Annotated in this window: 13 protein-coding genes and 1 pseudogene; 3 read left to right on the top strand and 11 right to left on the bottom strand. The window is 62.7% G+C overall.

Going from position 1 to position 12,396, the window contains the following annotated elements; genetic code table 11:
- Nucleotides 1-179: 179 nt before the first annotated feature.
- Together ACLQ3I_RS18365 and ACLQ3I_RS18360 are read right to left on the bottom strand one after the other, a co-directional pair.
- Nucleotides 180-533, bottom strand: coding sequence for a hypothetical protein (locus ACLQ3I_RS18365; protein ID WP_425803779.1), 354 nt, complete (start codon nucleotides 531-533; stop codon nucleotides 180-182).
- A 423-nt stretch (nucleotides 534-956) separates the two neighbouring features.
- Nucleotides 957-1,184 (bottom strand): hypothetical protein, encoded by a 228-nt coding sequence (locus tag ACLQ3I_RS18360; RefSeq protein WP_425803776.1) that lies wholly within the window; start codon nucleotides 1,182-1,184, stop codon nucleotides 957-959.
- A gap of 320 nt (nucleotides 1,185-1,504) precedes the next feature.
- On the opposite strand from ACLQ3I_RS18360, the gene ACLQ3I_RS18355 reads away from it, so the two are divergent.
- A complete protein-coding gene (locus tag ACLQ3I_RS18355; RefSeq protein ID WP_425803774.1) occupies nucleotides 1,505-1,795 on the top strand; it encodes a transposase in 291 nt (96 codons plus the stop codon).
- Nucleotides 1,792-2,274: pseudogene (locus ACLQ3I_RS18350) on the top strand (IS3 family transposase); the annotation flags it as partial. The gene ACLQ3I_RS18355 and the pseudogene ACLQ3I_RS18350, both read left to right, overlap by 4 nt.
- Nucleotides 2,275-3,244: 970 nt before the next feature.
- On the opposite strand, the gene ACLQ3I_RS18345 reads toward ACLQ3I_RS18350, so the two are convergent.
- From ACLQ3I_RS18345 to ACLQ3I_RS18325, 5 genes are all read right to left on the bottom strand, one after another.
- Nucleotides 3,245-4,450, bottom strand: coding sequence for an alpha/beta hydrolase (locus ACLQ3I_RS18345; RefSeq protein ID WP_425803772.1), 1,206 nt, complete (start codon nucleotides 4,448-4,450; stop codon nucleotides 3,245-3,247).
- A gap of 98 nt (nucleotides 4,451-4,548) precedes the next feature.
- Complete coding sequence (locus ACLQ3I_RS18340) at nucleotides 4,549-5,178, bottom strand: TetR/AcrR family transcriptional regulator (protein WP_425803770.1); 630 nt, start codon at nucleotides 5,176-5,178, stop codon at nucleotides 4,549-4,551.
- 44 nt (nucleotides 5,179-5,222) lie between these two features.
- The gene (locus ACLQ3I_RS18335) at nucleotides 5,223-7,232 is read right to left on the bottom strand and encodes a CocE/NonD family hydrolase (protein ID WP_425803767.1); all 2,010 of its coding nucleotides are present in this window, start codon (nucleotides 7,230-7,232) and stop codon (nucleotides 5,223-5,225) included.
- 295 nt (nucleotides 7,233-7,527) lie between these two features.
- On the bottom strand, nucleotides 7,528-8,196 hold the full coding sequence (locus ACLQ3I_RS18330; RefSeq protein ID WP_425803764.1) for an LGFP repeat-containing protein: 669 nt from the start codon (nucleotides 8,194-8,196) through the stop codon (nucleotides 7,528-7,530).
- Between the two features lie 243 nt (nucleotides 8,197-8,439).
- On the bottom strand, nucleotides 8,440-8,805 hold the full coding sequence (locus ACLQ3I_RS18325; protein ID WP_425794183.1) for an Rv2640c family ArsR-like transcriptional regulator: 366 nt from the start codon (nucleotides 8,803-8,805) through the stop codon (nucleotides 8,440-8,442).
- Nucleotides 8,806-8,905: 100 nt separating this feature from the next.
- Here ACLQ3I_RS18325 and ACLQ3I_RS18320 point away from each other — a divergent pair, with 100 nt between their 5' ends.
- The gene (locus tag ACLQ3I_RS18320) at nucleotides 8,906-9,391 is read left to right on the top strand and encodes an ArsI/CadI family heavy metal resistance metalloenzyme (RefSeq protein WP_425794182.1); all 486 of its coding nucleotides are present in this window, start codon (nucleotides 8,906-8,908) and stop codon (nucleotides 9,389-9,391) included.
- Nucleotides 9,392-9,418: 27 nt separating this feature from the next.
- Here the strand turns inward: ACLQ3I_RS18320 and ACLQ3I_RS18315 are convergent, their stop codons facing one another.
- From ACLQ3I_RS18315 to ACLQ3I_RS18300, 4 genes are all read right to left on the bottom strand, one after another.
- Nucleotides 9,419-9,826, bottom strand: a complete 408-nt coding sequence (locus ACLQ3I_RS18315) for a low molecular weight phosphatase family protein (RefSeq protein ID WP_425794181.1) — start codon at nucleotides 9,824-9,826, stop codon at nucleotides 9,419-9,421.
- Complete coding sequence (arsB, locus tag ACLQ3I_RS18310; RefSeq protein ID WP_425803761.1) at nucleotides 9,819-10,910, bottom strand: ACR3 family arsenite efflux transporter; 1,092 nt, start codon at nucleotides 10,908-10,910, stop codon at nucleotides 9,819-9,821. Before arsB ends, ACLQ3I_RS18315 begins: the two co-directional genes overlap by 8 nt.
- Nucleotides 10,907-11,272, bottom strand: coding sequence for an ArsR/SmtB family transcription factor (locus ACLQ3I_RS18305; RefSeq protein ID WP_425794179.1), 366 nt, complete (start codon nucleotides 11,270-11,272; stop codon nucleotides 10,907-10,909). The genes arsB and ACLQ3I_RS18305 overlap by 4 nt, the downstream gene beginning before the upstream one ends.
- 135 nt (nucleotides 11,273-11,407) lie before the next feature.
- The gene (locus ACLQ3I_RS18300; protein WP_425803759.1) at nucleotides 11,408-12,319 is read right to left on the bottom strand and encodes an SDR family oxidoreductase; all 912 of its coding nucleotides are present in this window, start codon (nucleotides 12,317-12,319) and stop codon (nucleotides 11,408-11,410) included.
- Nucleotides 12,320-12,396 lie beyond the last annotated feature (77 nt).

The following is a 12,396-nucleotide window of genomic DNA, read 5'->3' as shown; positions in this document are numbered from 1 at the left end:
GATACGATCAGGCGGAGAAAGTGGATCTGCGCGCGTTGGCCGAGATGAACTCCGATCGTGAGTTCGGTCCGGTCCTGCGGGCGACGTGCGGCAGTGAACTATCCAGATATTCGCTGGTGTCAGCGATGGGTCTGCACTGCGAGGGTGCAACGTCGCTGATGGTGATTCGCAACGACGGATTAGGCGCGGGCGACCGCCTTGCAGCCGGCCGCCAGGCCATAGCCGTACCTGTAGGCGATGATCCACATCAGATCTACATCTACTCGGAAGGGACGTAGTGGGTTGCGCGGATGATCCCGGATGTGGTCGGCCGTATTGCGTTTGGCCCGGCCGGGGTGTCGCTGTGGGGGCGCGCCTTCGGTGCGCGGTTTGAGCCGAGGATGGTGGCGCGACAGCTGGCGTGGACCAGGCCGGGCGATGACCGCCGTGGTCGCGGATATCGAGTACCAGCCGAGTGCGTACCAGTGATCGGTGCCGGACTGTCCTCTGGTCAGGATCGTCCAGTCCAGATCTCCGCCGCTGTTGACCGACATATAGCAGCGATAGGTCCCGAGAACCAGTGGTGGTTTCGGGACCTATCGCTGCTTGTGTGTTGTGTGTGTTGAGGGCGTCTAGCGTGCGGGGACGCTCTCGTGGTGCGGCATCCACCGGTTGCGTGTCCAGAAGGCGATGGCGCCGGCGAAGGGGACAGCCGACACAACCAGGGCCCAGGCGAGTCCTCGGCTTCGTCCCGTTGGTTCAGCGATGACCGACCAGAGCGCGATCGGCCACATCACTAGCCAGACCGCGACGAGGCCGAGGCCGAGACCGCTCAACACGAGTTCCGTTCCGAGACCAGCAAACTTGTTCTCGCACGCGTTGGTGCTGGTCGCGCAGTCGGCAAGGGATGTAGCACCGCTCATATCTGCCGACGGTACCCGACCGGAGTCGTCGCGGGCCCTCGTGTGGCCGGCTGATCACGCCTGGTACATCGCCTCTGATGCCTGCTGGCCCGGATCGGTGCAGGCGCGGACAAGATCGCTCGACTCCTCGCCCAGACGGATCTGCACATCCTCACTGCCGACCCCGATGCCGGCGCCTCCGCCCACTATGCGAGGGCGCCAATAGCGTCCGTCACTGACCTCGCTGCGCTGGAGCGCAGTCGAGGTCCACGGCCAGCGCATTCCATCGGATGTCGCACCCATTGTCGATGAGCCCCGCGTTCCGGTACATGACGGGCCCGAAGTAGCTGACACTGAACCAGCCGTGATGGCTTGTCGGGGTCAGAATTCTTTGCTGGACGAGATGTCCACGTCGGATGATGCGCAGAGTGCCCGCCGGCTGCGTGCGATAGTCGATCCAAAGATAGCGGTCCCAGACGAGGCACCCGCTCAAAGTCACCTCAGGGGGTGTCAGATGGTCTGTGTAAGTCCAGTGCTCATCAGTGAGAGGAAGATCTATGAGCATGGCGTTAGAGGACTGAGGTTCCCCCCGAACCGTAGAGGCATCGATAATGAGGAGCACGATGCCAGAGAGGCGCAAGAAGTACGACCGGGAGTTCCGTGATGGGGCGGTCCGGATCGTCGAAGAGACAGGTAAGCCGATCGCCGAGGTCGCGCGAGATATGGGGATCAACGAGGGCACGCTGGGCAACTGGGTCAACCGTGCGCGCGCCGAGCGTGAGGGCCGTGGGGAGATGACCCCTGACGATGCCGCCGAGCTCAAACGGTTGCGTGACGAGGTCGCGGAGCTACGCATGGAGCGTGATGTCCTCAAGCGATCAGTGGTCCTGTGGGTCAAGGAGGCGACGAAGTGAGCGTGGCACGCTTCGTCGCCGACCAGAGGACCAACTATCGGGTGCCACACGCGGTGACATGCCGCCTGCTCGAGGTCAGCCAGGCGTGGTTCTACAAATGGCATCAGCGAGCACAATTGCCCGGCGCAGCAACAGGTTTGCACACCACGCGTGATTACCGTCGTGACACCGTCGACCGGGCGGTGAAGGTGGCCTTCGACAAGTCCCGCGGCCTGCATGGGTCGCCGCGACTGCATGCGGATCTGCGTGCTGATGGGTGGACGGTATCGGAGAAAACGGTCGCTGATTCGATGAGCCGCCAAGGCCTCATAGCGCGGCGGGTCCGTCGCCGCAACGGGCTGACCCGCCAGGACAAGACCGCCCCGAAGTTCCCGGATCTGCTGTGTCGTGATTTCACTGCGCAATGCCCGGATCGGCGGTGGGTCGGTGACATGACCGAGATCCCGACCGCGGCGGGCAAACTGTATCTGGCCACCGTCGCGGGCAACAGGACTCTAAACCAAAACGGCCCCGATCACTGGGGACATGCCAATTTCGTCACTGTGACTAAATTATGTAATGGTTTGGCGGCACAGGGGACTAACCGGAAACGACACGTGGTGAAGTAGGACGAGTAGGCCCCTGGGGCCGGTGTGCTCAAAGGAGTCGACCACGATTCACGCCGACCACGGCCAGCAGGGTGCGCGAGAATCTCTCATCTGTTTATATAAACCGACGCTGATCTGCAGCTCGAGTCACGTCGCCGTGACGGGCGAGCAAGCATCCATGCTTCGTGGCCTGCAGTTTCGGTTGAGATACACACCGGGACGAGTCTCTCATCTGTTTCGACTCGTCTCACCTAAGTGCCGATAAGATACATTATGTAAAGTAATGCTTTACCTGAATCGTAACGGATAGGTTGACACATCCCCCGGTGACTGTCGGATGACAAGCTATCTGAGACTTTGACACCCTAGTTGAGACTCAGTGACATCGACCTGAGACAAGACAGCCGACCAAACATTTTGTCGCGCCGCAAACACGTCCTAGATGTAGATTGCAAGCGGTAGGACCTGGACCAGCGGTCCCGCGAGTTGGCTAGGAGGAAGCGGCCGTACGAAACTGTCGTCAAAGGCATTCAGCATCTCGGCGATTGCGTCATACATTCCTTCCACCCTTGCTGATGCACCCCGCCGAATCAGCGAAACAGACTCGCTTGGATCGGAGACCGCGGGCGGCGTTGGCCGCAGCCTCCGCGCCGCGGTACTCACGGCCGGCGACGGGGTCGGTGGTCGATGCGTTCGAGCCGCAGATCCGGGTGTTGCCCCAAGAGTATCCGACGATACCGGCGACGGACTCGCGATCCCAGAACACGTGACCTATCCACTCAGGAGCCTGTCGCACGTCTGATGTGTGGTGCCATCCGGCAGCCAAACCCACACTCGGGCCTGGGATCAATCGAACCGGGAGCTATCGACATGTCAGTTGCGCACTGTCGATCGTCGCCGGTGTCGGCGTGTGGATGCGACAGCCATGTGTGCCGGAAATGGTTACCGAACTTCCGGCGGCGGAGATCCTCAATTGGTTCTGGTGTCGCACGAAACGAACGATGCGGTTCGGGTGGGTGTCGAACCGATACCTGAAACCCCACAACTCTCCGCGAGCGGCAACGGTGTCGTTCACCCAGGTGCTCGGATTCTCCGGTACGGATGCGAAGAAGTTCCAGGCGATGGCGTCGCGCAATTCGCGCCGGAAGTTGGCGAAATCGTGGATACCCGCGTGCAATTGAGCTGCAACCGGTACTCCGGCCGCGCGCAACGCCCTGGTGTATGACTCGAATCCCGGGCGTATCAATCCGATTTCACCGGGGTAGTCGCTCACGATGTTGTTGTCGTTGGGTTCTCCGTCACTGGTCGGAGTGCCATCTCCGCTCGCGACGAACACGCGCGTGTTCGTCAGATTCGCAGCGAGTCGCACTGGATTGTGTCCATGCGCATAAAAGCCCTCGAAGGGTCCGTAGACCTGGGTCAGGTCGAATGGTTTGCGTGCGTTGACTTGAGAGACCAGGCCGGCCGCATTCGGCATACCAGGGACGAGTTCGAGGTCGGTGAGACCGGAGATCGTCGCGATCGAACCGAAGAAGCCGGGGAGGCGCCCGCCGAGGTAGGCAGCCCCTAGGCCACCCATCGAAACCCCTGCGAGCGCGTGCCACCGCCGCTCCTCGCGGATGGGATAACGCTTGAGGATCTCCGGAATGACCACGTCGAGGTAGTAACTCTCCCAGGACGGTTGACCCCTTCGGCCGCCATTCCACCAGTCGGTGTAGAAGCCGGTCGCTCCCTCCGGCATGACGATGATGCCGGGGAAACCGGCGGCGGTCGTCCTGATCCGGCCCAGTTCTGGGTCAGACCAGGTCCGGTAGTCGCTGCTGGCACCGGCCAGCAGGATCAGAAGCGGATACTTCTTGTCAGGCGTGTATCCGCTGGGCAGTAGAACTTTGGCTCGTGGAGGTCCCGGGTAAGGGGCTGCGTGTTCGGCATTGAGGACTGACCCCAGCCACACATCCGCTACCTGACCCGGTTGTCCCGGAATCGTGATCTCGACGAGGCGGTTCGACGGCGCGGCCATCGCAGTCGCTCCCCCATTGGCGATCACCGCCAGCAGGCTCGCGACCACGCATAACAGCGTGGCTCCAACACGTCGACGCCACGAGCGTGAATTGGGCGCCGCCACCCATCGATTCCCTACCACGATGCGTCTGTGTGCCATTTTCCTCAAGCCTTTTCGAATCCGTGGGCCATCATGGTGCCGAACAGGACGGCGGTTTGCTCGACGTCGAGCTCATTCGACTCGTCCAGAACAACCCGGACGGCCGCGTCGCAGGATGCCATGAACAGCTCGATCAGCGCCGGTAGCTTGCGATCGAGTTGCTCAGTGTGCCACCAACGCGCCATCGCGGGTGCGATCCACGCCGTTGCGGCATCGAATACAGTCTTGCGTCCGGCGGCCACTCGTCGACCGGCCGCGGACTCCGGGTGGGCGTCGAAGATGAGACGCCAAGCCGCCGGACGATTGTCGACCGCGGTCAACAGTGCTCGATATCCGTTGGCGAATACATCCACAGGATTGTCACCCCGTGCACCATGAAGGGCCGCAAGGGTTTCGTCCACGAGGACACCCTTCTCGCGATCCAGCAGGGCGTCGAGCAACTCTTCCCGACCAGGGAAGCACGCGTACACCACGGGACGCGTCGCACCCAGCCTCGCCGCCACCTCGGCGATGCTGACTGCGGGCAGGCCTTGTTCCAAGGCGATCTCGAGGGCGGCGTCGAGGACGAACGGGCGTCGACGCTCGGGGCCGAGGTGGGGAGCCCGTTGCCGCGGTGGGGTGGCTCGGTTTGCCATGTCGCGAAGTTCACTGACCTTTCCTGCGGAGTGGTACAGCCCTGTTACGAGATCGGGCGGTTGGTCGGAAGATTGATGAAGCTCGGTGAACGGGGATCGATGACGATGGTCTGCGGGCGCAGTTGCGATTCGAGGAGAAGTGCGGGGATCATCATTCCCTTCGGAAAGTTGGCGGCAAAGATGTCTACCCGCAGCCGATGGCCTGGCTGTAGGACGAGATCTGTTGGGTTCAAGGCGATGTCGAGGACTGTCGGATCACCGGGAACGATCGGTTGGCGGTCTGCGAGTGTCGTATACGGAACGGGTTTGGTGTAGTCACCACCCGCGGATCTCGTCGATCGCGCACCATCGATCGCACGCAAGGATGCGGTCAGCTGACCCGATGTCACGACGGTGGATTGCCCGTTCGGTGCGACATCATTCAGGGTGGCGGTGAAGTATCCGTCGGTGGTCTGCAGTCGGGTGTTCAGGTGCAGGCTCACCGGCCCCGAGATCAAAGTTGGCGCGGTCACCGGGCGTGACGTGAACGTTGCGGCGGCAACCTCGGACATCCGGGCGTCTTTGGCGCAACCGTCGATGAAGCCCGCCGCGCCGGCGGTGCCTTGAGCCGCATCGCGGGAACACACGGTGGACAATCCCGGTGATACGACCGCATGCGCGCGATGGCCGGGTTTCGTCGGCGAGAGCGATCCGTCGAATGAGACGATACCGACGGTCCTGCTCGGGGCGCCGGTCAGATACTGACGCCCATAGGTCATCCCCGGTCGCGGATAGCTCGAAGGACTCGTCCACGTACCGCCCTGCTGGTAGAGGGTGGCCGGGCTGAATCGGTCGATGCCGTTGTCAATACCCTTGAGCCACTTGTCGAACCATGCGCGCTGAAGGACATCCAGACGCGGAGGTGCGCCGGGGGAACCGAGGCCGGAGCCGATGGTCGAGTGGTACCAGTCGCCCATCAAGAGTTTCTTCTGTGCAGGTGGCAGTCCGATGGCCGCCACGATGTCGGGTTCGGAGTTGGTGAACAGATCATGCCACCCGCCGACCAGGAACGTGGGCACTCGGATCCGTTCCGGATGCCCGAGTATCCCCTGCCGGAAGGGACGATTCGGGTCGATGATGCGTTTGACGTCGGGTGGAATGTCCTTGACGCTCGCGGTGAAGAAGGCGCGCAGCAACGTATCGAAGAAGGTGATCGGACTCGACACGCGATCGGCAAGCCACCTCCAATCGAACTGTCCGGTCACGATCGACTGGAGATCGGGTAACCACTTGAGGGTGTTGACCGCGGCGACCCACATCGGAATGAAGCCGACAGCAATTCCGCCACCGGGTGCGATGACGTCCTGGAGAACATCACTGCCGGGCGCTGCTGCGAATACGGCCTTGATGGCCGAGTTCGGCTGCTCTGCACCTTGAAGTGCATTGATCGCTCCGTAGGAGAGGCCGGTGGCTCCTATCGTCCCCGTCGACCACCGTTGGCGTGCTGCCCATTGGCTGACCTCGGCCACATCTCGTTGCTCTCGCTCGCCGGCACCGGTCCACACTCCTTGTGAGAATCCCGTGCCACGGACGTCGATCACGACCTGCACATAACCCGATCTGACCAACTGACGATCCACTGCGACGGTGCGGGCCACACCGCCGGTGAGCACTCGAATCTGCTCACCGACCGCAGAAAGCGGCGTGCCGGAAAGGTTGAACAGGTCGAATCGGTTGATCACCTGGGTGATCGGGTCGTACAGACCAGGAATCGCCGTGGCCGATTCCATCAGCATATAGAGCAGCTTGGTATACGGCGTCATGTTGATCACGGTCGGCAGTCGCCGGGTGACGACACGTCCGGACGCATCCATCGGCCGATACACGTTGGCCTTCAATACGGTTCCGTCGCTCATCCGGATCGGCACATCCCAGTCGATGTGCACCCCCGGATACTGCTGTGGCCGGTCCGCGGTCGCGGTCCACTGGGCCGCGAGTGCCACATCGGTGGCCAGCGGTGCAGCCTGCGATGACGGGGCCAGCGCCGGTGGGATCATGATGAGACTGATCGCCACGAGGCCTATCCCTAGGAGGGCCGCGGCCCGCGACCGCCGCCCTACCCCAGCGTCGAGCCCATGCGTGGTGGCCACGGCATCATCGTAACTCGATTTCCTTCAGCCGCGAAGGAATTTCCTACAGTGGTGAAGGAATTGGGTTTGACCAGTTGCGCGGTATGTTTCACGTCGGCCTGGTCGTCGGGTTGTCGTTCGGACCAATCCTGTGCGTGTACGTTCCACGTCTTGCTTCTATCGTGCAGTGATCGGCCAAGCCAGAGGACCCACGTCACCGTGGTCGACTGGTTCGGCTGGTCTACTTCAACCCGGACGGCACGACCTTGCCGTTGACCGTCACAGTGACCTCACCGGTCTGAGTGTTCTCGGCGACTGTGCCGTGTTCGAAACTCACCTCTTGCAGGGCATCATCATTGGTCACGTCGCTGGTGGGAACTCCCAGAGGTCCGGGCGAGCCGTTCTTGCCGGCGAGCGACGGGGTGCCGTCAGGGGCACGCTCAGTGTTCCAAGCGTCCCGAATCTTGCCCGACGTGATGAGGTACGCCGGCGTCCCCGAATCGTCGTTCTTCGCGATGATCACACCGCCCTGGAACTGCTGAAACACGACCCCACTCTCACGGGTCCCCGCGTTGTGATCGCCGGTCAGCGGCGCGCCGAGAGCATCCTTCTGAGCGTCGGTCGCCGACGCGTACTTGACGGCGATCGGACCATCCAGGCTCACCTCAACGTCACGTTCCCCCGTGACTTTCACTGCGGCGGGTTCGGCCTCGGGCGTCGTCTCCACAGCGGTGTCGGTGGTCGCATCTTCGCTGGTTGCTGCCGCCGACTCCGAAACCGCAGGCGCGGTGGACGAGACTTGCGACGCAGCGTCGTCCGACGTAGTCCCGTTACCGCAGGCAGCGGCGATCAGCGCGACCGCAAACAGGCCGGCGACGAGTTCAATGCGGCGGGAAGCGATCTGCCTCATGTGTTCCTTTCGACTCTTTCGACACATCACCGGTTCCGCCGTACGCGATCCGGAACCGGACATGCTGTTCGACCCTATCGGTACGAGGGCGCGGAGGCGCACCATCGCGGGTTCAGCAAACGTGCCCCCGTGACACCCACTGCACCTGATCTCACTTGCGGTCCCGTGCTACTCGGCATCAATGCACACCCGCCTGGGTCCACTCCCTCACCGACAAGATCTGGACAGCGAACCGAGCAGTCCTCAACAGCAACCGGTGTTCGCACCCAGAACACTGCACAGCGCTTGTAGCGATTCGGGCCGAGCCTGGTAGTACACATTCATCCCGCGGCGTTCGGGTACGACCATCCCGGCCTTGCGCAGCTGACCCAGGTGGTGGCTGGTGGTGGCCTCGGTCAATCCGACCGCCGCTGCGAGGTCGCACGTGCAGATCCCCTCACCCGGTTCATCGGTGAGCAACATCGACAACAGTTTGATCCGTGCGGGATCACCCAAGGCCTTGAGCCGCAACGCAATCTCGAGTGCCGCCTCATCGTCGAGCGGCGCCGCCGACACGGGGGCGCAGCAGATCGGTGCGCTGATATCGATCGTCGGCAATGTCTTCGGCATCCATTTACCCTACCTGCGGAGTTGACATATGTCGAAAAGGTGGCAGTCTGGAGCTCGTCCGATGGTTCGATATATGTCTCACAGGTGAAGGCGGTTGGTCATGTCCCGTATGCAGCTTGCGCTCAACGTCGACGATCTCGACACGGCGGTCGAGTTCTACTCGAAACTGTTCAATGTGGCTCCGGCCAAACTGAAGCCGGGATATGCGAACTTCGCGGTGGCCGAGCCGCCGCTGAAGCTGGTGCTGCTGGAGAACCCCGGGCAGGGTGGCACCATCAACCACCTCGGGGTGGAAGTCGAGTCCAGCGACCAGGTGCACGCCGAGATCGCCCGACTCTCCGGCGCCGGCCTGTTCACCGAGGAGGAGATCAACTCCACCTGTTGCTTCGCCACCCAGGACAAAGTGTGGGTGACCGGCCCGGCGAACGAGAAGTGGGAGATCTACACCGTGCTCGCCGATTCCGAGACCTTCGGGACAAGCCCGACACTGTTGCAACAGAACGTAGCTGACGACGCAGACGGAGGTTCGGTGTGCTGCGGCGGAAGCACCGCCACCTCGGCCGACTCCCGCACGGCGTGCTGCTGAGCCGGCCACACCGCGTCCCCTTGCCAACTATTCCAGGCGGTCGGCGAGGGCACGGATTCGGTCGGTGATGTCGTCACGGACCAGCCGCATCCGCTCGATGCCGTCGATGCCACGATCCGAGGGTTCATCGGTGTTCCACACCTGCAGATCAACCCCGGCTGGTGCGGTGACGTCTGCGGTACCGACAACGATCACCAGATCCGCCGCCAGCATCAGGTCCTGGGTGAGTCGGCGAGGCTGATGATGGCCACCGTCGGCACCGACCTCGGCAAGCACTTGAGCTGACAGCTCATTGATCTGGGCACCGGTCTTGGCGCTGGTGCCGGCCGAGGATGCGGTGATGCGGTCGGTGAGCGTGGGCGTGAGGCGTTCGGCCATCACCGATTTGCCCCGGTTGCTCACGCACACGAACAACACCTTGGTGGGTTCAGGCATCGCGAACCGTGTCCCTCAACGGGTCAGCGGGTTGGGCGAATCGACGGCGTAGCGCCAGGGACACGTAGACCAGGGCGACGAGGACGGGCACCTCGATCAATGGACCGATGACCCCGGCCAGCGCTTGCCCAGAGGTGGCACCGTAGGTGGCGATCGCAACGGCGATCGCGAGTTCGAAGTTGTTGCCCGCCGCGGTAAAAGCCAACGTGGTGGTCCGCGCATAGCCCAACCCCATCAGCGCGCCCAGAGCGAATCCGCCGCCCCACATGACGGCGAAGTAGACGAGCAACGGCAATGCGATCCGCACGACATCCCACGGTTGTGAGGTGATCTGGTCACCCTGCAGCGCGAACAGGATCACGATGGTGAACAGCAACCCGTACAACGCCCACGGCCCGAGTCGCGGCAAGAATGTGGCTTCGTACCAGTCACGACTTTTCGCCCTCTCCCCCAGCCGACGGGTGAGATAGCCCGCAACGAGGGGGATGCCGAGGAAGATCAGCACCGACTTCGCGATCTGCCACGGCGAGGTATCGATCGTGGTTTGCTCGAGGCCGAGCCAGCCCGGCAGCACCGACAGATAGAACCAGCCCAGCACAGCGAACATGACGACCTGGAACACCGAGTTCAACGCGACCAACACCGCTGCCGCTTCCCGATCACCACAGGCCAGGTCGTTCCAGATGATCACCATTGCGATGCAGCGGGCCAAGCCGACGATGATCAGCCCGGTTCGATACTCCGGCAGATCCGGCAACAGCAGCCAGGCCAGGGTGAACATCAACGCCGGGCCGACAACCCAGTTCAACAGCAGCGACCCCACCAACAACCGGCGGTCACCGGTCACCGAGTCCAGCCGGTCATAGCGCACCTTCGCCAGCACCGGATACATCATGATCAACAGGCCCAACGCGATCGGCAACGAGATCCCATCGACCTCCACCGCCGCGAGCCCGTCACCCAGGCCGGGCACACCGCGACCCAACAGCAGACCGGCCGACATCGCCGCACCGATCCACACCGGCAGAAACCGGTCGAGAATCGAAAGTTTCCCTGCCACAGCGGTATCCGACGATGTGCTCATTCGGGCACCTCGCACGACCGCGAAACCCCCACCACCGACGCCAAACCGCCGAGCAGGTCGGCCAACCCGGCCAGAGCATCGGCGTTCACCCGGTAGTACACCCAGGTGGCGCGGCGTTCACTGGTCACCAGACCCGCCTGTCGCAGCACCTTCAGATGATGCGAGATCGTCGGCTGCGACAAATCGAACGGCCCCGAGATGTCACACACGCATGCCTCACCACCTGGATGCGCCGCCACCTCCGACAACAACCGCAAACGCACCGGATCAGCAAGCGCCTTCAACGCCGGCGCCAGTACTGTCGCATCTTCGGCACTCAACCCCAGGCCGACGTCGGGGACCAACAGGTTCTGCTTCGACATGCATCAATATTGACGTACGTCGAATCAAATGCACAAATGAACAGTCGGCTACACCGACCGACGAGCCGCGTAACGGCACGATCGCGAGCCAAGGCGCACCCACCACGTCCCACTCTCACCCGCCGATGGAAACCGTCATGCTGCGGTGTCAGTGAAGTAGTCGCCGGTCTCGAGGTCCTCGAGAAGTGTCGCGTGGATCGGGACCCAATCGAGCAATTCACGGGTTCGAGCGCTGGAGACCGGTGCGTCGACCCCATAGGCAACGCCGAGGAAAGGGTTGTCGAAGTGCTGTGGAGCGTCCTCGGGTGCCAGCGAGCACGTAGATACGCCGAGCATCGCGCCGACTTTCTCGGCGATGTGCTTGAATACCACGCCGTCCTCACCAGCGCCGTGCAAAACGCTTCCGGCCGGGGCGTTTTCGACTGCGAGACGGAACAACAGCGCGGCGTCCTGCCGATGAATCGCCGGCCACCGGTTCTGGCCTTCGCCGATGTAGGCGGACACCCCGGTTCTGCGAGCAGTCGCCACAAGCGTCGGGATGAAGCCGCGATCCCTGGGGCCGTGAACCGTCGGCGCCAGTCGGACGACACTCGACCGCACACCGCGCCCGGCAAATCCCAGACAAGCCTCTTCACCTGGAATGCGGTGCGCGCCCAGTGCCGAGCTGTCCGTCGGATCCAGCTCACTGCCGTCGCGGCCCGCCGGCATGACGAGGGTGCCCGAGGTACTCACAAATGGCTTGTTTGTTCCGACCAGCGCATCGCCGAGCGCGTCTGTGGCGGCGACATTACGTCGTGTGAGGTCATCGAGATCCGAGAAGTCACCCGCGATACCCATATGCACCACACCGTCTGCGCGAACTGCTCCTGCATGAAGTACGTCAGCATCGTCCAAAGACCCACTGAGTGGTTTCGCCCCAAGCGCTTCGAGGCGTGCGGCGCTGGCGGTAGAACGGGCCAGTCCAGTGACGGCGTGGCCCGCTGCAATCAGCTCGGCGACGATGGCGGGACCCGTTTGGCCAGAACCGCCGGTAACGAAGATATGCATGAGAACTCCCAATCGCGGTACTTCAACTGTCGTAGTGTCTGTCACTGACACTACCACTGTTCAGTCAGTGACTGACA

The sequence above is a fragment of the Gordonia sp. DT101 genome, from assembly GCF_049844895.1.
Taxonomy (GTDB): Bacteria; Actinomycetota; Actinomycetes; order Mycobacteriales; family Mycobacteriaceae; genus Gordonia.
This window is presented reverse-complemented; position numbering and strand designations above follow the sequence as displayed.